Origin of the sequence: Cryptosporangium phraense, from assembly GCF_006912135.1 — a bacterium.
Classification (GTDB): Bacteria; Actinomycetota; Actinomycetes; order Mycobacteriales; family Cryptosporangiaceae; genus Cryptosporangium; species Cryptosporangium phraense.
Genome location: NZ_VIRS01000011.1, coordinates 136,708 through 158,384 on the forward strand (window position 1 = coordinate 136,708; position 21,677 = coordinate 158,384).

Here is a 21,677-nt window from a genome sequence, read left to right on the forward strand (position 1 = left end):
CGGGGGCGACGGGGGCCCATGGCTGTCTGGAAGCCGGACTTCGGCGAGTACGACTACGTCTGGGACTTCATCTGCGGGGTCTCGGCCGGTAACCCGTGGCCCGAGGGCAATGAGGACGACCTGTGGGTTCTCGCTGACGAGTGGGGGCAGATCAGCGAGGCGCTGAGCGACGCGCTGGGCGAGGCCGGCCCGGTCGTGCAGGACCTGCTGTCGGCCTGGGGCGGCGAGTCGGGGTACTCGTTCCTCGGGCTGTGGGAGGCGCTCGGGCAGTCGCCGGAGTCGGGGCTCGGCGCGGTGGCGGACATGGCCCGGTCGCTCGCCGACACGAGCGACAACGCGGCGCTCGAGCTGCAGTACAACAAGCTGACGACGCTGATCACGGTCATCATCACGATCATCAGCGTGTTCATCGCGCTGCTGGCCGCGTTCTTCACCGCGGGCGGCTCGACGGCCGCGATACAGCCGATCATGATGGGCGGGCGCGTCGCCGTCCAAGCCGCGTTCAAGCAGCTGCTGAAGAACATCGCGCGCAAGATCATCGAGAAGGAGCTCCGGAAGGAGCTGCTGAAGAAGCTGGCCAAGGAAGCCGCGGAAGAGCTCGTCGAGGAGCTGATCGAAGAGGTCGTTCTGGTCGACGGCCTGGCGCAGGCCTACCAGATGATGACCGGCAAGCGGGACCACTGGGATTTCCAGAAGACCGCCGCGTCGGCGATCGGTGCGACCGCCGGTGTGCCGATCGGAATGGGCGTCGCGCCCGCGATGCAGTGGGCCAAGAAGGGTGTCGGCCGGGCCGTGACCGGCCGGCTGTCGGACTCCGCGATCGACCGGATCAACCGCGGGATCACCCGGGTGAATGCGCCGTCCACGAAGGTCGGTGGGCTGGGTAAGCACGTGCTGGCGACGCCGGGCCAGGCGGTGTCGGTGGGGCTCGTGAACAGCGTGACGTCGCCGACGGCGAGCTGGATCGGCAATGGGGTGGTGTACGGGAACTGGGATTACCCGGTCGATTCGATCGTGAGTTCGGCGCTGGCCGGGGCGAGCCGGGCGAACACGATTTCGCCGCCGCAGCTGGCGTCGGCGGCGATCACCGGTGGGGGGAGTGGGTTCCGGGAGACGTTGCTCGGGGGGCATGGGCCGGAGTTGTCGTTGGCCGGGACGGATGGGGGGACGCTGACGGCGCCTGGTCCGGAGTCCGTTGATTTCGGGGATGGGGGGTCGGGGGACGGGGTCGTTGTTGGTGGGGGGGATGGGTCGTCTTCGGGGGGCGGGCCGTCTGGGGACGGTGGGTCGTCTTCCGGGGGCGGGTCGTCTTCTGGGGGTGGGCCGTCGTATGGGGGCGGGTCGTCTTCTGGGGATTCTGTGCTTGCGGGGGGTGGGTCTGATTCTTCGTCCGGGGGCGGTGGAGGTAATGGGGGGCCGTCGGCTTCGGGTGGGGGGACGATTTCGGCGGCGTTGGCGCCGCCGATCAGCAGTGATCCGACTGCGGCGGGGGCGCCGGTAGCACCGGATCCTGGCCCGTCGCTGTCGCCGTCGCCGTCGTTTACGTCGGATCCGACGGCTGCGACGTTCGGGCCGGACGGGACGAGTGCACCGTCGCCAGTTTCTACGGATCAGGGGCCGCCACCGGGCGGAGACACGTCGACGAATGGTGCCGGCCCGAACACGTCGGTGCCGTCGCAGGTCGACTCATTCGACGCGGGGCCAGTACACACGTCACCGTCCCTAGACGCGAAGCCGGATGCGGTCGCGCCGGCCCAGAATCTCGACCCAACTCAGACCTTCACTAACGGCCAGCAATATGGCGTTCCAGTAGGCGGCGTTCCGGCGTATCAGCCCAACGCGGCTCCGCTGGCGCCGAACCCGACCGGCGCGCCGAACACGGCGGCGGCCCCGAGCACCAATTCAGCACCCAACCCGAGCGGACCGACAAGTCCGGCGGTGTCGTCCAACAACCAACCGAGTCCAGTCGCCAATTCGACGTCGCCTTCGACCACGCAGGTGTCATCGACTGCCCCGGCGCAATCGAGTTCCCAGGTCGTTTCCGGCCGTCCCGACTCAAAGCCGACCGATCTCACCGCTCAAACCGCGCCGGCCCCTACCGCCTCACCGACGCCCGCTCCGGCGCACGCCACCCCCGCGGCCAACGCGGCCACGAATCAGAGCGTTTCGCCCATCCCCGTGGCGCCGTTGTCGCCGGGGGCTTCGAACGTCTCGACGTCGGCATCGAATTCGAATCCGGCACCGAATTCGGATCCGGGTGGCCGCCGCCCAGAGCCCGAGAATCTGCCGCGACCGATACCGCGTTCATCTGGCCATACCGCGAACAATGGTTACTCCTACGACCTCCCGCCGCGCACCATAGACCCGAACAACAACCCGGATGATCAGATCGTGGGAGCTGTTCGGGAACTGGCCGACAAAGTACGTCAGGAGGCCAAAGACCAGAAGTGGGGAAGCAACTCACGCAACAAGATGATGCCCCGAAGTGCGTCCGCGCTTCTTACTCGCGACGGCGTGATCCGCGCTCACACGAGCATGAAGGGTATCTCCACAAATCCGCCTCTGCGGCATCCCTATCTCCTGGAAGTCCTCGATGCGATTCGCAACGAGCGTCCGGCGGACCATCCGACGCCGTCATGGCACGGGTTCTGCTCTGAAGTTGCGGTCATCTCGGACTTCCTGCATGCGTTCGACCAGTCCTACAGCGGGCCGGCCGATCAGCGTCACGACGCAGCGATGGCTGCGCTCTCGGGTGCGCGAATCGCGAGCGTCGAGATCGAGTGGGAAGAATCTGCGCACGGTAACAACAAGGAGCCGTGCGACAGTTGCCAGGACTTGCTACCCAGGCTTGGTATCGACGTGGTCGATGCTGGCAACCCGCCGCCGCCGACCGTAGATCCGCCGAGCGTTGGGCAAAACGCGCCGGATAGTCCGGCCGGGGGGCGGCCGTATGGGGAGCACGGTGGCCTCGACGTGCCGGATGCATCCGACCAGGCCGCCCTCGTCGACGCGGTTCCCACCTCCCCCGACGGCCGTCCCGAGCGCCACCCCCATCCCCTCGCCAAGTGGCTCGGGCTCGTCAACGACGGTGGGCCCTCGGCCACGTCCGCTCGCGCCAACAACTGCCTCGACACCTCGCTGAGCTTCCTGCGCACCTGGCTCGGCAACCCGCAGGTCTCGGCGCCCCGGACGGCCGACGTCGGAGCCGACGGAACGCCCTCCACGGCCGGCGAATCGAACGGGCGGCAGCGCGCCGAGGAGGCCCTCGGCGCCACGTTCCGGTACAACGGCGCGTCTCCCGGCGACGCGTTCAACGCGATCGCCGAGCAGCTTCGCAACGCTGGGCACGGGGCTTCGGCCGCGATCATCACGGGCACCGATCCGGCGCAGGGCGGCGGCGCTCACGCCTGGAACGCGGTCAACCACGACGGCACGATCTACTGGGTCGACGCCCAGGTCAGTTCCGTCTCGACCGACCCGCTGTACGTGGCCAACACGGACGGCGTCTGGTCGATCGCGCTGGACCCCGACGGCAACCCGCTCGATCCGTCCGCCCGACCGGCGGCGGCGCCTGACGTCACGTCCGCAAATGAACCGGCCGCACCCGCGGTCGCGCACTCGACCTTCACGCCCGACGGGCGTGGCGCGCACCTTCCCGACCTCGTGCGCGGCGAGCTGCTGGCCGCCGCCTCGCGGCTGCGGGCGGAGGACCTCGGCGTCGCGAGCGTCGAGGTCGACGGCACGTCGGTCACCGTCCGTCCGACCGATGGGCCACCCGTCGTGTTCGAGGCGCACGTCGGGACCGGGATGACCGACGTGGCCACCACCGCGCTGCGCGCGGGAACCCCCGGAGACCCGCACCTGACCTCGGTCAACGCCCGCGTCGCGGGAGAGCACCTGACCCGCGCATGGGTGCACGAGATCGCCCGGGCCCTGTCGGGCCAGTCTCCTGCGGTCGACGGACGCCTCGCCGAGCGGCGCTACCTGATTCGGACGCTCCGCGAGGCGGACAGCCGCGGCTCCTACATGTTCCAGACGCAGGAACTAGGCGATCTCGACGCCGACCTGCGCGCACTCGGGGTCGACACCAACGGGCTGCCGGGGCGCCCCGATCCGGCCGACGGCCTCCCGTTCCAGTCGGACAGCGACCGGGCGCTGTCCGAGCCGTGGACCGACGACACGGCGGTCGACACCGCGCCGCCATGGGAGCTCGAGGGGCGGCCGCCGCTGGTCGGTGACCTGGTGCCGCGTTCGGCGCTGGACGCCGGTCGGCTGCAGGACGCGATCACCGACGTGGTGCGGGATCGGCTGGTCGGGCCGTCGTACTCCGGGTTCACGGTGGAGCTGAGCCGGGTCAGCGTCGGGATGGACTACCTGACCGTCCAGGTGAACGTGCTCGACGCGGGCGGTCGCGAGTCCGGGTACGTGCACTTCTCGGTGTCGCGGACCGGCGAGGTGCTGTCGGCGAAGCTCGACGACATCCGGATGTCGACGCAGGGCCGCGGCTTCGCGACCGCTTTCAACACGGCGCTGAAGTCCTGGTACACGGAGTCCGGAGTCTCGCGGATCACGCTCCGAGCGACGCGCGTCGGCTCCTACGCCTGGGCGCGGTCCGGTTTCTACTGGGGATCGTCGGCCGCGGCGAACCTGCTGCTCGACAATCTGGCCTACGAGCGCAACGCGGTGAACGCGCAGATCGCGCTCGTGCGCGCGTGGTTCGACCGGCAGCCGGTGTCGCAGGAACGGCTGAATGCGCTGGCCGCGGCCTACCCGGGGGCGCAGCCGGCGGACGTGCTCGCGGATCTGGAGCGCCAGCGCGACGCGGCGAACGACTTGCTGCGGCGGGCGGCGATCGCGTCGTTCGGGCGGCGGGGGTTCCCGTCGCCGAACGATGTTGCGGTGGCCGGGCGGTCCGGGGTTGGGGAGGACTGGATCGGCCGGCGGACGATGATGGATGCGGATTGGCAGGGGGTGATGTGGCTCGATGGGTCTCAGCCGCCGGATGCTCCGGCGGGGGCCGCGCCCTCGGGCGTCAACCCGGCCCCGGATCCGTCGGGCGTCAACCCGGCCTCGGATCCGTCGGATCCGTCTGCTTCGGCGGAGACCGGTGACAGCCTGGCTCGTCCGGTGGAGAAGCAAACCGCCGGGGACGGATCCGGAGTAACGCCGGGGACGCTGATGATGCGGTCGGCGACGGCCGCTGATCTGGCCGCCGTGGGCTCACGCCCGGCGACCTGGAGCGATCTCGGCTTTCCCGGTGGCGTCGATGAGGTACCGAGAGCGGTCCGAGACGAGGATCTCCCGGAGAAGATCGCGCAGGCGCAGCCTCGTGCGCGGATGGTGGATCCGCGCGACATCACGTTCACCCAGCGCTCGATCAGCGAGAAGACCGGCAACGGGAAGCTGTCGGTCAAGGATCTGGCGGAGATCCTCGGGAATCCCGACCGCGGTTGGCGCGGTGCGCCGATTCACGGAGTGCGGTGGGGCGACGGGACGCTGACCAGCCTGGACAACCGACGGCTCACTGCGGCTCAGCGGGCCGGCCTCGAGGAAGTACCGTTCGTTCCGCACAGCCCGGACGAGCCACTCGAGGATTGGACGCACGACTGGGATTCGAAGCGTCGCCGGTTCGGCAAGCTGACGGTCGAGATCAGGCAGCTCGCCGACGGAACCTGGGTGGCCGGGGGAGACCAGGGCACTCTGGTCTATCCGATCGGTCACGTGCCGGAGACTTTCGGTGAGGCGGCCCTGTTCCGGGCGGCCGACGGTCGTGACCTCCTGCCTGCGAATCTCTTTGGCACCGACCGGAGGCCGGTCACGCTAGGCCGTCCCCCGGACAAGTCGTCGAAGCCGGGTATCACCCCGGAGCAGCGGGCGTCGATCGCGGAGTCGGCCCGCGCGGCGACGGAATCGGCTCCCGCGATCGAGGCGGATCTGAGCCGAATCAGCACCGAGGTCGACGAGAGTCTCGATCTGCAAGAGGGAGTCCAGCCGGCCTGGCCGATGTGGGCTGTGCGGGGCATCGATGCGCTGGGCTTCGACTACCTCGATGAGCTTCGGTTCTTCGACGATGGCAGCCAACCCCCGTCGATCTCGGACTTCATGTCCGAGCGAAGCGACGTACTGCAATTTTCGCTCCAGTTGCCGAGCGGAGCCGATTACCGCTCGGCCCTGATCGCGGTCGTCGAATCGCTGGGGCGGAGTGGCTACGAGGTCACCAGTGCGGTGAACGGCTGGCACGCCGGGAACCTCCACCAAGGGCTGCGGGTTTCCTTGAGGTCACCGCATGACGGTTGGCCGTTCGACCTGCTCTTCCCCACCGCGGCGTCCTCGTACGCCGCCGATGCGGGCACGAAGCTCGATCGGATACTCGCTGAGCCACGCGAGGTGCCCGCCCGCAAAATGCACGCGATGTTGAGGCTCCTCGGCCTCAACAAGTACTACGGAGTCAGCGGAGCTTCGCTCGGGCTCGATTCGCCGCCGCCACCTCTCGAGGCAGTTTGGTCGGAGGATGACGACAGCATTGCTCTGTGGGTGGCGCAGTATCCCGACTTGTTCGAGGGTTACCGTGGATGGTTGACGGGCGAGAGTCTCGGACTCGGGGATGTCGTAGCCGAGTTCGGCCTCGATGAAAGGGATCTGCCAATTCGGCCGGCTGTTGCCGAGAGGTTGAGGGCTCATGACGCTGAGCTACTACGCGCTGTACAAGAGCAGCAAGGCGGACCCCGAGGCGTCGGGCCTCGTCATTCTGGAGGGGACGACCCCGGACGCGCTGCTGTGGGATCACCAGCAGAAAGCTTGGGTCTACGACCCGGAGGCAGCTCACCGGATCCTGTTCAATCGGCAGAACTTCAGTCGAGTCCGCGAGATCAGCCAGGTGGAGGCGGAGAAACTAGCTCCGGCAGTGACCCAGGGGGACAGCCTTCCCGACGAGGCGACGATTCGGTGGATCTTCCGCTGGAAGGGCGAACCCCCACAGACGGAGTAACCGACCCCCACATCGAAGCTTCCGCCATCCCCGGCACCGTCTTCGACGGGCGCCATGCCTGGCTCTCCAAGCCCTCCCTCGTCGGCCGGCGCATCTCCCACGAAATGAACCGGCTCGCCGCAGCGGCTGGCGTCTCTCGCATCGAACCGCTGGGACGCAGCTCCACCGAGCGGTCCTACCGCGTCCACCGCGACAACGCCGTTCCGTTCGACGTTCAGATCCACGTCGGCGACACCGGGCACGCCGTCGCGGTCAGCGATATCGATCCGCGGGGACGGACCGTCCGGGTCACGGTCTCGGCCAACGCCTCGCTGCGGACCGTCGGGCGGGCCCTCGCGCACGAGCTGGCCGAGGCTTCCGCCGTACTGGATGGCGTGACGGCTGGTCCCGACCTCCTCACCCGCAACGGCCCGCTCGACCCGAGCGGCCCCAGCGCCCACGATCGGGGGCGACTGGCCGAGATCCGGTACCTCTTCGAGCGGCGCGCGTCGTCGAATCCGTTCTCCCGCTTCCGCGCCGATCGCGACCTCCGTCCGCTCCTCGACCACGTCGGCCTGCGGCCTCCGGGGTCCGCTCTCGACGGCGGTTCGCCGGGGTACGAGGCCCGCCTGCCCTGGGTGAGTCCCGACGTCCGGCAAGCGCTCGAGCGGTGGTCGCCGAGCGTGCCGCGCGACCATCTGTGGGCCGACCGCCCGTGGGAGCGGGACGGACGCCGCCCGAGCTGGGGTGAGCTGGTACCTCGCAGCGGCGACGAAGCGCTGCTGGCCAAGCGGGACATCCAGAGGCTCGTCAGCGAGACGATCGGCCGACCCGTCGAGGTGAACGTCCAGCAGGACCGCGTGACCGTCGACGACGGGAGCGTGCGCACCAGCGTCGACCGACGACCGGACGGGAGCCTGTACGCCCGCCACTACCGGGTGCGGACGTCCGACCCGCACGCGACCGCGCAGTACCTGACAAGCCTGGATACCTGGCTCCGGGAGTCCGGCATCGACGAGCTGCTGGGCCCCGAAAAGGTCACCGGCGACGCCGGGCTCGCATTCGCCGAGGCCGGGTACGACTGGCGACCGCCGAACGACTGGTACCCGGGGTCGGGCGACGCGGCCGCGGCCCGGACCGCGATGACCCGGCTCGGCGACGAACTCCGGCTGCTCAGCGCGGACACCGCCGAGCTCTGGCTCGGCCTGGCCGGAAACGAGGACGTCGACCTCGACGCGCTCGGTGGCACCAACCCCGAGCGCCGCTACGACGAACTCACGAAGGCCCGCGCCGAGATCGAAGACGCGATCCGGCCTGCTCTGCTCGAACCGGGCGACCCCGGCTATCCGACCCCGAACGAGATCCTCTCGCTCCGCCCCGGCCGCGACGTCCTCCGCGATCTCACCTGGAACCCCGAGCAGCGCTTCGTCGCCGGTCAGCGTCCCACGCCCGTGGCCCGGATCAGGCAGACGCTGGTCGACATCGCCGGGCTCACCACCGGCGGGCTCGCCGCCTACGACGAGTACGCCGACCTCGGCTGGGGTCCGGCCGGACCGAACCTCGACCGCCTGCGCGCCGACCTCGACGGCCGACCCGGGGCGTTCGACGCGCTGGTCAGCCAGCTCCGTGACCAGGCGGCCGCGGCCGGCATCCCGTTCGAGCACCAGCTCGAGCGGGCGATCGTCCACCGCGACGAGGCCGGCGACCGCCCGATGCCGACCGCTCCGCAGGTCCTCCCGGCCATCGACCAGCTGCGCCGCATCGCGACCGAGCTCCGGACGTCCCTCGACGAGCACTCCGACGTCCCGGGCATCGACCAGCTCCACCAGCGCCTGGCCGAGGTCGAGCAGGGGCTCGCGAGCGCGACCGAACAGGCCGACGCGGCCACGCCGGTCCTCCTCGCCCTGCACGCGATCGCGCTGAACCGGCTCGACGCGACCGTCCAGCTGATCCGCTCGCACGACTTCGTCCTCGAGGTGGATTCGCAAGCGGTCACCGCCGTCGTCGACGGGCACCGGGTGACCGACGTCAGCATCGGCTACGAGCCGTCGCCGCCCGACGGCCCGAACGCCCGCCGCCTCCTCGAGAGAGCGCGAGCCGACCGCGCCGAGAACCTCCGGTACGTCTTCCCGCGGGGCGTCCACCCCGAGGTCGCCACCCAGCTGGAACAGCTCGGGGTAACGGTCCTCGGCGACCGCACCTACGGCGCCGCCGCCGCAATTCCGAAGTCCGGCTTCGCCGCCCGCCGCTGGCGGATCCCGCGTCCCGGCGCGATCCAGCGCACCGCCGAACGCTGGCTCGCCGCCCGGACGACGCCCAACCCCGACGGCACCCGTCAGCACGGCTCCATCGCCGTGACCGTCCAGGTCGGACGCACTCCGGACAGCGCGGTCGCCACGGTCGGCTACGTCGGGAACCGGGCCGTCATCACGGTCTCCGACCGCGCTCCGCTCCGCGCCGTCGGCCGCGCGCTCGCGCACGAGCTGGCCGAGGCCACGGCCGTCCTGAACGGCGCACCCGCGCCCGGCCCGGACGCGTCCCCCTACACGGTCGACGCCCAGGGCAACCACACGCTCACCGCGCACGGCCTCGGCCGGCAGGCCGAGATCGGCGAGCTGCACGCGCAGCTCACCTCCGGCGGTCGCTACGCCCGGTGGCGGGCGGCGCGCGACCTCGATCAGCTCCTCCGCCACCTCGGCGTCGAGGACCCGGCCCGCCTCGCGGCCTACGACCCCGCGGTCGCCGACCTCGTCCGCGGCTGGACCGCGACCCCGGCCGACGTCCGGCAGCGCGTCCTCGACCACCGCGCGTCGGTCGCCGAGCGCGCCCGCCGCGAGCACGAGCTGGCCGACCTCGCGGCCGAACAGGCCCGGGTCGCGGCCTGGTCCCGTACGTTGAACGACCTCCAGGCCCAGGTGGACGCCGGTCAGCAGCCGACCAGCCGGGTACCGGAGTCGCCCGCCCCGGCACCGGCGCCGCGCGAGTCGGCCACCTTCGCGGTCGACGGACCGAAGACGCACCGGCTGCCCACGCCGAGGCGGGTGGTCACGACCGCCCGCGAGACCCTGCAGTCGCTCGGCAACGCGACCCGGCTTCCCGACGGGCGGGTCCGGCTGGGTGACCTCACCGTGCGGGTGCGCGCGGTGCCGATGGACGGCCGGGTCGCCCGGTCGGTGGTCACCGGCACCGGCAGCGTGACGCTCGAACTCTCCGACCGGCTGTCCGCCGGTGCCGTCGACCGCGCGGTGCGGATCGCGCTCGACCAGGCCACCGCGTACCGGGCCGGCGTCCCGACCGGTGCGGACCAGCTCGGCTCCGGATCGGCCCCGGTCCGCTCGCTGTTCACCCCGCGCGACGAAGCCCGGGTCGCCGACCTGGTCCGGCTCCTCGACCAGGTCGCCGGCGCCCGGTTCTGGAGCCGCCCGAGCGCGCTGCGCGAGTTCCGGGCCGGCCTGCGTGCGGCCGGCCTGGACACTCCCGCCAATCGGGCCGCGCTCGACCTGCAGCTCGCCGACCGGATCGCCGCGCTCGACCCGATGCCGCCGGTCCACGACCGGCACGAGAGGTTGGCGTCCTGGGTCGCCTCACCGATCCAGTCGGTGCCGAGCGCCGGTCCGGCCACCGCGGCCGCACGCACCGCCCGTGACAATGCCGCCGCCCAGGCCCGCGATCTGGCCTCCCGCGCCGGCCCGGCTCCCGTGGTCTCGGGCACCGCGCTCTCCGACGGACGTCGATCCGGTGGCGCGCCCGAGGCGGTGCGGACCGCGATCGTCGCCGCGCCGGACGACCTGACCCGCGCGCTCGGTCTGGACGTCCGCGAAGACCACGGCACGCTGACGCTCTCGGTCGCGACGGTCCAGGGCGTCGTCCAGATCGACGTGACCGTGCTGCCGACCGTCGGCCCGATCACCGCTCAGGTCTACGAAACCGGACCGGGAGCGGTCGAGCTCCTGATCGACGACCAGGCGAACGACCTGACCGCAGCGGCGGCCGCGGCCGGCGCGCTGGCCGAGCTGGCCGCGCGGGTCTCCGGCATCCCGGACGGCCCCCGCCAGCTGCGGCCCGGCCCGTTCCAACCGCCGACGATCGGACTCGTACCGGGAGACCAGCGGGCGCTCGCCGAACTCCGGTTCGCGCTCGGCCGAGCCGCCTCGCCGGGTCCCGACCGGGCCGCGGCGGCCGAGCTGGCCACCGCGCTCGCCGCCGAGCTGGGCATGGCCGGTACCGACGGGCCGGCGATCGCCCGGCGCGGGCTGCTCGACTCGGCCGGCGAACAGCTACTGGCCCTGCTGGAGGGGGAGACGCCCTCGGTCGTCCGGGCCCGGCAGATCACCGAGATCCTCGGCCGGTCGATGGGATTCGTCTCGCGTAACCCGGTGCAGGGCGGCCTGACGATACGAGCCAACGGGAACACCGCCCGGCTGAGCATCGAGTCGGGGCCGCTCGAGCTTCGCGCCGATCCGTCCGGAGACCTCACGCTGCACGTGCCGATGGACCTCGACGAGGCGGCGCTGGCCCGCGAGCTCGGCCCGGCGCTCGGCGCGCTGGCCAACGTCCCCACCGGCCCGGGAATCACCGGCAGCCCGGCGTCCACCACCGCCCCGGCGGCCACCACCGCGGACCTCGCCGTGACGTCGGAGCTGCGGGTTCTCGCCGAGCAACTGCGCAACGGCGAGCAAGCGGCGACCGACGCCACCCGCGAGCTGCTGGCCGCGGCCCGGCTGCGACCCACCGACGCCGGCGGCGTCGTGCGCTACCGGGCCCTGCGTGACGCCGGGCTGATCCCGGCGGCCGTGCACACCCAGCTGCGACCGCTCAGCACGCTCGCTCCGGCCCACGAACGGCAGGTGCGTGTGGCCGAGCGCGCAGCCACGATCGCCGGTGACGTGCCGGTCACGGTCGACGGGTCGCTGCTGGTCATCGACGCGCTGCCGGGTGGCCCGCTGCTGATCGAGCTGGTCACCGAGCTCCGGCCGTCCACCTCGCCGGGCGTCGTCAGCATCGACGTCCGTATGCACGACCGGACCTCGCTGACGCGGGCCGTCGCGGCCGCGGTGACGGCGCGGCTGACGACCACCGGGCCGAACGTGTACGGCGAGGGCGAGAGCCGTTCTTCGACGCGGGCCGACCGCACGGCGGCCGACCGGGCGAGGGAAGCCGAGCTCTCCGCTCTGCTGGAGCGGGGCGGCACGGTCGACCGGGCGCTGGACGGGGACCGGTCGGCGCGGCGCGCCGCCGAGCAGCGGATCGACGAGCTGATCCGCACGATGGGCCTGCGCCACGACACGCTCGGCTCGGCCGAGCGCCGGGCGCTGCTCGACGCGCCGCTGCGCGCGGCCGTGGAGCGCCGGGACGGCGCCACCGGCGCGTGGGTGGCCCGGCTGCGTACGCGGCTGGAGGCCGAGATCGGTCGTGATCGGACGCTCGACGTGCAGACGGATCCGGCCGACCCGAACCGGCTGATCGTCCAGCACGGCAGCAGGCAGCTGAGCCTCTCGGTCTACCGGGCGCCGCTCGGCGGCGACCGTCTGGCCAGCCTGCCGGACGCGCCGGGCCCGGCGCAGCGCCTGTTCGTGGACGAGAACGGCGACGTCGCTCAGCGCGAACACGCGGCGATCCGGCTGGTCACCGAGTGGGCGAGATTCGGGACCGTCGATTCGGTGACCGGCATTCCCGGCCCGGCGCGCCGCCGCCTGCCGCTCGATTCGACGCGCTGGAGCGCCGCGCACCACGCGTCGATCGCGTCGGTGCGATTGCTCGCCGAGCAGTACCGGGACGCGCCCCGGGGACCGCGCAGGCTGGCCGCGAAGGTGCGGCTGGAGATCGGCGCGACCGAGCTGGGCGTGCACCAGCGGGTCGCGGGCAGCGCCGAGCGGCTGCGGTTGCTCGTCGAGGACGGCCTGCTCGACGCCGCTCACGCGTCGGCGTTGCGGGAGGTCGGGCGCCCGCGCAAGTCGGTGCGACGCGCGGTGGCACAGGTCGGCAACGAGCTGATCCGGGCCCAGCGGGACGGGCTGATCACCAGCTTCACCCGCGAGGGCGACCTGTTCCGACTCACGTCCGGCGGCCGGACGTTCGCGCTCGACGTCGTGGCCGGGGTGCTGGCGCTCGACCAGGACGTCGACCTGGCCGTCGACCTCGACGGCGCCGGGGCGAGCCTCACGATCAACCAGCGGACGCCGCTGCTGACGAGCAAGCGCACCCGCACCGAGCAGATCGCCCGGTCGGCCGTCGGAGCGCTGGCGGCGATGCTCGCCCAGCAGCCACCGGCAGGGGCGACGGCCTGGAGTCCGAACCGGGCGACCAACCGGTTCTTCGCCGGAGCCGTGCTGGACTCGGCCGCGGCCGGTGACCTCTCGGTGGACGATCAGGCCCGGGTCGCGTCGCTGGAGCTGCTCGCTCACCAGTACCGGGAGGCGGGGCGGCCCGGACGCTTCACCCCGTCCGGACGCCGGGCCCGGCGGCTCGGGGCGCGACTCGACGCCGACATCCGGGCGTTGGGCCTGAACAGCGGCGAGATCGGCGTGAGCTACCGGCGCGAGCAGCTACGGCCCGACGTCCGAGCCATCGTCGCGGAACGGGACGGCCGGCGGGGCGCCCCGGACGCCGAGGCCGCGCTGGCCGATGCGAAGTCCGCGCTGGCGACGGTGGAGGCCGTGCTCGGCCGGCGGATCCTCCGGGCCTCGGACCAGCTCACGATCGGCGGCCTCCAGGTCGATCTCGTCGCCGAGACGATCGACTCCGGCCCGCACGCCGAGCTGCGCGGACGCACGCTCGTCGTCGACGCGCGGGCCGACCGCGCCCAGATCGAGCGGGCGCTGGCGAGCGCGCTGGCCACCGAGCTGGCTCCGGACGTGACGTCGGGCGACGTCCTGCGGTCGGGCGCGGGGCCGGGCCCGGTGGCGACCAAGGCCGACGCCGGACGCATCGCCGAGCTGGCCGTGCTGGAGCTGCAGATCCGGCGGACGCACGCGCCGTTCGAGCGGGCCGCGCTGCTCCGGGAACTCGGGACGCTGACCCGCCGCTACGGCCTCGACCGGGACGCGCCGGGCGTCGCCGAGCGCCGGGCGCTGCTCACGCCGGACGCGCTGGCCGCGGTGGAACGCACCGACCCGGTCGCGCGCGGACGGACCGTGGACGCCGTCCAGACGCTACTGAGCGACCTCGGGCCGATCGAGGGGGTGCGCGAGATCCGGCCGACCGGGGACCCGCGCCGGGTCGAGCTCGTCCTTCGCGACGGGTCGTCGGTCGAGGTCGCGATCGGCGCCAGGGTGCGGCCGGGCGTGCTCGCCGAGGGCCGCTACCAGGGTCCGGCCGCCACTCTGAATGTCTCGACCAGGGCGTTCGGCCAGTTGGGCGCTCAGGCGGCGATCGTTCGCGAAGTGGCCCGGATCGCGGCGAGCCCGAACTCGACCAGCCCGAACCCCGTCCTCCGCCCCGGCGACGTGCAGAACCGGGACTTCGCCCCGGCCGACCACGCGATCACCGCCGAACTGCGGTACCTCGCCGAGCACTACCGGGCCGACGCGAGCCGCGCCGAACGCCGCTGGTTCCGCCGCCGGATCGACGTCCTGACCCAGGAGGCCGGTCTCGTCGCCGGTAGTCCCGGAGCCGACGTTCGGCGCGCGATGCTCCCGGCGGTGGCCGGGAACCTGCTCTCCGAGCTTGCCGGGGAGGTCGTGCTCGACCGGCGCGAACGGGCCGCCGAGGCCGCGGTGGTCGAGATCGCGGACGGGCTCGGCGTCCGGACCGTGTCGGCCGGACCGAACCGCTACGAGCTCCACCTCGACGACGGCCGGCGGATCGAGCTGCGGCTCTACGTCGACACGCTGCCCGACGGGGTGCTGGCTCGGCTGGAAGACGCCGACACGAGCGGGCCGGGCGCGGCCGCGAGCTGGGAATTCGACGTCTCCGAGGAGGCGCAGCCGCACCGGATCCGAGCCGCGATCGCCCACGAGCTCACCCGGGCGCTAGCGCCCCTCTTCGCCACCGCCCCCGCCGCGAGCGGCGGGGGCGCCGGCGCGCCCGCGCCCGCCGTCGGCGGCCTCGTCGAGATCCTCACCCACGGGACTCTCGCGGACGCGGATGCGCTGGTCCGGCGGGACTCCGCGCTGCCGACCCAGCCCCAGGACCTTTCCGCCGCCGACCGCGCCGCTCTCTCCGAACTGTTCGTCCTCGACCGGATGATCACCGACGGCTCCCACCCCCGGTGGGCCCGCCACCGGGCGAACGACCTGGTCACCCACCTGGGCCTCGGATACGGGCAATCCGGGGCCGAACAGCGCTGGGCCGCGCTACCCCCCGGCGTCCGGAGCCTGGTGGCCGCGCACGATCCGAACCGCGTCGAGCGCTCACCGGCCCGAACCAACCGGGCGATCCGCCGCGCCCTCCGCACGGCCGTCGAGGCTCGGAACGGCCCCGGCAATCGGGACGTCCGACTGTCCAGAGTGGGCACCGGTTACGCCCTCCACCTGCCCGGCAACCGCTCCCTCGCGCTCGACGTCGTCGTACGCCCGGGCGCCGTCACCGACCTGACGATCAACCACGGCCGGGCCACGCTCAGCGTCGCTCCCGACATGGCGGCCGACGTGCTCGAGCTGGAGATCGCCGCCCGCGTCGCGGCCGCGCTGCCGGGCTCCTCGTCGATGGACCCGGTGGCGCTCTCGCGCTTCCGGTTGCTCGCCGACCGTGCCGGTCGGCCCGAGGCTGGTCCGGCCCGGCCGGACGCCGAGGTCGATCTGCGTCTGCTCGCCGACCAGCTAGGCCTGGGCGCCGACCAGCCCGGCGCCGTCGACCAGCGCCGGAACGCCCCGTCCGACGTCCGGGACGTGCTCGACCGGCTCGACGACCGGCGTCCGCGATCCGAGCGGTCGACGCTCCGCGCCGCCGAACGACGGCTCGCCGCGACGGCGTTCGCGGCCGACGTCGGTGTCGACGCGGTCACGAACCAGGGCCCGATGTTCCGGGTCGAGCCGTCCGGGTTCGAGTTCCGGGTCTCGGTCGAGGAACTCCCGTCCGGGCAGACCAGCCGGTTCGAACCCGACGAGATCGTGATCGCCCGCGACGCGTCGCCGCTGGACGTCGAGGCCCAGCTCGCGAAGTTCGTCGCCGAACGCGTCGCCGAGCAGGCCAACGACCCGGACGCGGTGGTGCTGGGCGAGCAGGCGCGGCTCCGGGTCATCGCCCGCCAGTCGGTACTGAGCGGGGTGACCCGACCCGGGCGCCTGGTCGACGCGCTGCTCGCGCGGCGGTCGGTGCGCCGGTTCCCGGCGTCGCCGCGGCTGGCGTCCGCGGCCGGGCGGCTCGGGATCTTGCCTGGCCAGCGGGGTGCGGTCGACCGGTCCGACGCCCTCGGCGCGGTCGCGTCGAACGGCCAGAGCCCGGCCGCGACCCGGGTCGCGATCGGACTCTCCCGGCTCGACGACAGCTGGGAGGCCGCCGCCCGCTACCGGTTCGGCGCCGGGCGTCCGACCGGGGTGCCCTCTCCCGGCACCTACATCCGCAAGGCGTACCTGTCGGGCGGCGTCGGCTCGGTGGCGACCGCGATCGCCGTCGGCGTGCACTTCAAGCCGCAGCTCCCGGTCTCGACCGGGACGGTCGTCGGCACGCTGCTCGCGCTCGGCGCGGTGTTGCCGCCGGTCGCGGGCCTGGGCGAGTACCACACACGTCGGCTGGGCCAGCGCCGCTCCGACCGCAACGCGGCCCGCAAACGCATCGTCGCCGACACCCGCCGGGCCACCCGGGCCGCCGAGGAACTCCGGCTCGACCAGCGTCTGGCCCGGCTGTCGCTCCGGCTCGACTTCCTCGGTATCTCCGCGCAGCCGACGCCCGGGCCCGGCTCGCCCGGCACCGGCCTCGACCCGCGAGCGGTCCCGACGCCCGATCGGCGTCCGAAGTCCGCGGTCCCGGCGCCGTTCTCCTACCTGCTCAAGACCGCTCCGGGCCCGGCCAGTTCGGCCGCGAGCTGGGTGATCGGTGCGCTCGCGACCGGCAACCCGAAGCTGGCCGGCGCGTCGGTGTTCGCCGGTCCGGTCGCCGGCACGACCGCGATGATCGGCGAGTACGCCAAGTACGCCGACCAGGAGGACGAGGTCGACAGCGACGCCGACCGTCAGTTCGACCGCGACCGCGGTCACCGCAACCTCGACGCGTCGGTCGCGGCCGCCTCCCGCGACAGCCTGCTGGCCTCGGGCGAGGCCCTCGGCTCCCAGGTGGGTCAGCTGGTGGCCCGCGCCGGTCTGCCGCCCGCCACTTCCACTTCGGACGCCCGTCCGCAGCGGCCGGTCTCGCGGGCGACCGAGGTCACGGTCCGGGAGGTCTCGCGGCCGTGGCTCTCGACGTATTTCCCGTCGTGGCCGCAGTACTACGTGAAGGCCGCGACCTCGCCGTCCGGACTCGGTCTGTTGATCGCCGGCGGGGTCGGGTTCTTCCGGATCCATCCGGTGGCGATGCTGGTCGGGGCCGGTGGCGCGCTGGTCGCGCCGCTGATCCACAGCGCGGGCGAGTCGCACCTGCACTACGGCGGAGACGCGTTCAAGGACGAGCGGGAGCGCGCCGACGCGGATCTGGAGCTGGGCCGGGCCGCGCGCCGGGCCGAGGCGTACGACCGGCTGATCGATCGGCTCGGCGCGATTGCCCGTGACGTCGAGGCGCTGCGGGCCGCGCAGGGCCTGCCGGTCGCGCCCCAGCCGGCGCCCCCGGTGCTGCCTGCCCCGACCGCGCCGACGTCGTCGCGCCCGCCGATGCGGAGCCTCGGGGCCGACGTCCGGAACGCGGCCCGGGACGTGGTCTCGGTGCTGCGGGGCAAGAAGGACGGGCGGGAGTTCCTGCACCGGACGGCGTGGGCCGACCTGGTGTACCTGGGGGCGTTCGGGACCGTGCTGGCCACGTTCGGGCCGGAGACGGCCACGTACCTGGTGCCCGCGCTGCTCGGGCGGGCGGCGAACTCGCTCTACTCGCCGGCCGACGCGCTGGCCGACCAGTCCGAGAAGGCGCGGGCGAGCGCGCGGGTGTCGGGGCACGATCAGCGGCTGGCGGCCGAGGAGCAGTACCAGCAGGTGCAGCGCCAGACGATCGAGGCGCTGGTGCGGTACGTCGAAGAATCCCTATCGACGATCCAGCCCCCGCCCCCGATCAGCTCGGGTACCCCCTCGACCGCCCAAGCCGTCGCGGCCCCGCCGGCCGCCGGGGCCCCGCCGGCCGCCGCGGCCCCGGCGGTGGGCCCGCCGCCGGTCGTCGGGCCGCCCCCCGGGCTGTCCCGGCCCACCCCGGCTGCGGTGAGCCCGGCACCGGTCGGCCCCACTCCGGTCAGCCCGGCGGTCGGGGGTGGCGGGCCGGCCGTGGCCGAGCGGGAGCGGGTGATCCAGGACGTGGCCGGCGCCTACGGCCTCACCGACCCGAACCAGGTCGCCACCGTCGCCATCGGCTACGACGTCGCTCTCCAGTGGACCGGCCCGTACCTCGTCGTGGTCGCCGACAACCTCCTCGGCCGCCTCCGCCGGGCGGTCGGCGCCGCCCCGAACGCCCGCTTCCTCCTGCTCGGCGCCGACGACACCGTCCAGCGGGTCGCCGCACAACTCGACCCGAACTTCGTCCGCGACCACCTGTTCTGGGTCCCGACCCCCACCGACCAGGCCGGCTGGGCCACCGTCGCCCAGGCCGCCAGGACGCTCTCGGTGCCCGGCGGCGCGGTGACGATCGTCGCCGACGACGGAGCCGGCGTCATTGCGCCCGGCCTGGCCGTCGCCGACCCGAGCCTGCGCGTCGGGTTCGCCCCGCTGCTCCCGACCGCACCGGGCAGCTCCCTGGTCGCGGCGATCCACGGCCTCGACACCGCCGCGCCGGGCGTGCAGCCGGCCGTCCGGGCCGCGGCCGCCGAGGCCGCCCTGGCCGTGGCCCGCGACGCCCGCCGGGTCGGCGCCTCGGCCACCCGCGCGAGCCTCTACCCGCTGGTCACCGCCCTCGACCAGCAGTCCTCCGGCGCCGCACCGGCCCAGGACCAGACCCTGGCCTGGTGGCTGCACCACCTGCCCTAGGCACCTACCCGGGCGACGTCCAGGTAGGCCGACTGGTTCGGGCTGATCAACCGGCTCAGCACCGGGAGCAGCGGCGCGCCGGACGACCGCTCGCGCAGCGGCCGATCGGCGTCGGCCAGCGTGCCGAACATCGGGCCCCACTGCCACAGGCCCACGAACAGCGGATCGAACCCGCCGCTCAGCGGCGTCGGCTGCAACGGCGTCGCCAGCGCGTGGCTGACCTGGCCGATCTGGTAGTAGTCGCCGGGCTGGAACCCGAGCCCGTGGTTGAGGCTCTGCAGCCGGTACCCGGTCGTGAAGTCCCGGCCACCGGACGGGTCGGCCGACACGAGCAGCCCCCGGCGCAGCAGCCCGTCCACGGCCGGCTCGGGCTTCCGGAGCTTCCGGTTCCCGACCCGGTCGGCGACCAGGTGCAACTGCTCGACGAGCGCCCGCCGGTCGAACGGCGTGTCGTCGTCCACCGCCGAGTGCGCGTGCGCGGTCTGCCAGCAGAAGTACTCGACCTCGTCGAGCTCGTGCACCCGCCGTCCGACCCGGACGTGGTACGAGCGCAAGCCGCCGTCGAGCGCATACACCGGCCCGCCCGCGTGCCCGACCGGGTAGATCACCCCGCCGTCGGTCGACTGCGCCACCTCGACGAACTCCCCGGCGTCCCGGCGGACGTCCACCGCGACGACCCCGGCGGCCAGCATCGGGTGCAGCGCGTCGACGACGAGCCCGAGCACCTCGTCGTACGAGCCCTCGGGCAGCGCGTCGCAGGTCGACGTCAGGTCGGCCTCGCCGGGTGCGGAGAACAGTGCGAGCCAGACCAGCGGGTGCAGGCTGAGCACCGCGGCCCCGCCGACGCCGACCTGGTAGCGGCGCACGTCCAGATCGGGATCGTTGCCCAGCCCGACGCCGAGCGGGATCAGCCGGTACCGGGACGCGAAACTCTCGTCGACCGGGGCCAGCAACCCCCGGGCCAACAGCCGTTCGATCACCGCGCCGACGTCCGGGAAGCCGAACCCGGGGGCCAGCGACTCCATCCGGGACGCCGTCCACGGCCCGTGCCCGAGCAGCTCCGGGACGCCGTGGGCCAGCCACCAGACGTGGTACTCGTCCTCGGTGAGCTCGAGCCGCTCGTTGCCGACCCGGACCGCGGCCGGCACCAGCTCGGGCCACGGACGCTCGGCGTTGTAGACGTCGTGCAACTGCCCCACCGGCACGATCACGGGACGACGTCCAGGTAGGCGGCGCCGTGCGCGATCAGCGTCTGGACGGCCCGGAGACCGTCGCGCTCGTCCAGGGACAGCGCCTGCCAGGCCGACCACAGATCGGGCCAGCGGTGGCCCCATTCCCAGAGCTCGAACACCCGCGGTTCGGCCTTCAGCGCGATGAGCAGGCCCGGCACTCCGATCACGTCGAGCGGCTCACCCGGACCGGTGCCCAGCCCGACGAGCAGCGGCAGCAACCGGTGGTGGCGAACCGGCGACAGCACGTCGGTGGCGTCGGGTGAGGCCTCGATCAGCAGGCCGCGGGCGAGCAGATCGGTGAACGCGGTCTCGGCGGTGCCGACGCCGGTCTCGGACGCGGCCTTCAGCAGCGTTTCCCGGCTCCACGGCCGGTCGCCGACCTCGCTCGGGACGCCGTGCGCGAGCAGCCAGACGTCGAGCTGGTCCTGATCGGTGAGCCGGGCCGGAGTCCGGCCCACGCGCACCGCGTGGTGCGTAGGCGGACTGTCCGCCGCCGGATGCACCGGCCCCAGATAGTGCCCCACCGGCAACACATACTCCAGCCCTACACCCCCCACCCGCCCACCCTGAATCGGAAGACGTTCCACCTGGCTCACCCTAAGCCGCCGTATCCAGGCAGACCGCCGACGCCGCCAGCAGCGTGTGGACGACCGACAGCAGCTCGTCGAGCAGCGCGACCGGCTCCATCGTGCCGAGCCGGCCCGCGGTCGCCAGACCGGCCGACCACAGATCGTCCTCCACCGGCGACCAGCGGAACACGTCGAACACCGCCGCCGACACGTGCAGCAGCGGGTGCCCCGGTAGCCCGATCTGGTAGACGTCCGGCGACTCGGGCAGGTTGCCCAGCCCGAGCATCAGCGGCACCAACCGGTGCCCCCGGGCGAACTCCTCGATCGACGCCGGGGACACCGACGCCAGCAACCCGTCCTCGAGCAGCGCGTCCCGGGCGTCGGCCCCGTCCGGAAGATCGGTGGACGTCCCGTGGGCCAGCGACCACACCGCGAACCTCGAGCCGTCCAGGTGGATCACGTCCGGCCCGACGCGGACCCGTTGAGTCGCCTCGCCGGTCGCCTCGTCGTACTCGGAGCCCAGCAGGTGTCCCACCGGGAGAAGAATGCTCATCGCGGGCGATCGTAGTCAGCACCGGGAAGCAAGCGGGAGAATCGGCCCATGCCCGACGACGAAATTCACGATATCGACCCGGAAGTGAAGCAGCAGATGGCCGAGCTCGCGGCGATGCACGACGAGTGGGTGCGCAAGCACGCCGCCGCCGCCGAGCCGAAACCGAATCCGGCCGCCGACTACGGCGTCCACCACGTCGACGTCGATCCCCCGAAGGACGCCGAGGACGAGTACTTCCGCAAGGCCCGCGAGATCATGGGCTACGACCCCGACACGGGCGAGTACCGAGGCTAGTCCTGCGTCCGGCGCGTGGGTGCGCCG

The 21,677-nt window shown here is 73.0% G+C and carries 5 protein-coding genes; 2 read left to right on the top strand and 3 right to left on the bottom strand.

Features of this window, described 5'->3' with window-relative positions:
* Nucleotides 1-18: 18 nt before the first annotated feature.
* A complete protein-coding gene (locus FL583_RS17505) occupies nt 19-19,002 on the top strand; it encodes a toxin glutamine deamidase domain-containing protein (protein ID WP_142705733.1) in 18,984 nt (6,327 codons plus the stop codon).
* Here the strand turns inward: FL583_RS17505 and FL583_RS17510 are convergent.
* From FL583_RS17510 to FL583_RS17520, 3 genes are read right to left on the bottom strand one after another with little or no spacing between them, the layout of a single operon-like run.
* Nucleotides 18,999-20,213: a hypothetical protein gene (locus FL583_RS17510; RefSeq protein ID WP_142705734.1), complete on the bottom strand. Its 1,215-nt coding sequence runs from the start codon at nt 20,211-20,213 to the stop codon at nt 18,999-19,001. The genes FL583_RS17505 and FL583_RS17510 overlap by 4 nt on opposite strands.
* Nucleotides 20,210-20,791, bottom strand: coding sequence for a hypothetical protein (locus FL583_RS17515; protein WP_142705735.1), 582 nt, complete (start codon nt 20,789-20,791; stop codon nt 20,210-20,212). The genes FL583_RS17510 and FL583_RS17515 overlap by 4 nt, the downstream gene beginning before the upstream one ends.
* Before the next feature lie 40 nt (nt 20,792-20,831).
* Complete coding sequence (locus tag FL583_RS17520) at nt 20,832-21,356, bottom strand: hypothetical protein (RefSeq protein WP_142705736.1); 525 nt, start codon at nt 21,354-21,356, stop codon at nt 20,832-20,834.
* Nucleotides 21,357-21,404: 48 nt separating this feature from the next.
* On the opposite strand from FL583_RS17520, the gene FL583_RS17525 reads away from it, so the two are divergent.
* On the top strand, nt 21,405-21,650 hold the full coding sequence (locus FL583_RS17525; protein WP_142705737.1) for a hypothetical protein: 246 nt from the start codon (nt 21,405-21,407) through the stop codon (nt 21,648-21,650).
* Nucleotides 21,651-21,677: the final 27 nt, after the last annotated feature.

Coding starts and splice junctions, on each gene's coding strand:
- FL583_RS17505 (WP_142705733.1), top strand. CDS start 19: ATGGCTGTCTGGAAGCCGGACTTCGGCGAGTACGACTACGTCTGGGAC.
- FL583_RS17525 (WP_142705737.1), top strand. CDS start 21,405: ATGCCCGACGACGAAATTCACGATATCGACCCGGAAGTGAAGCAGCAG.
- FL583_RS17520 (WP_142705736.1), bottom strand. CDS start 21,356: ATGAGCATTCTTCTCCCGGTGGGACACCTGCTGGGCTCCGAGTACGAC.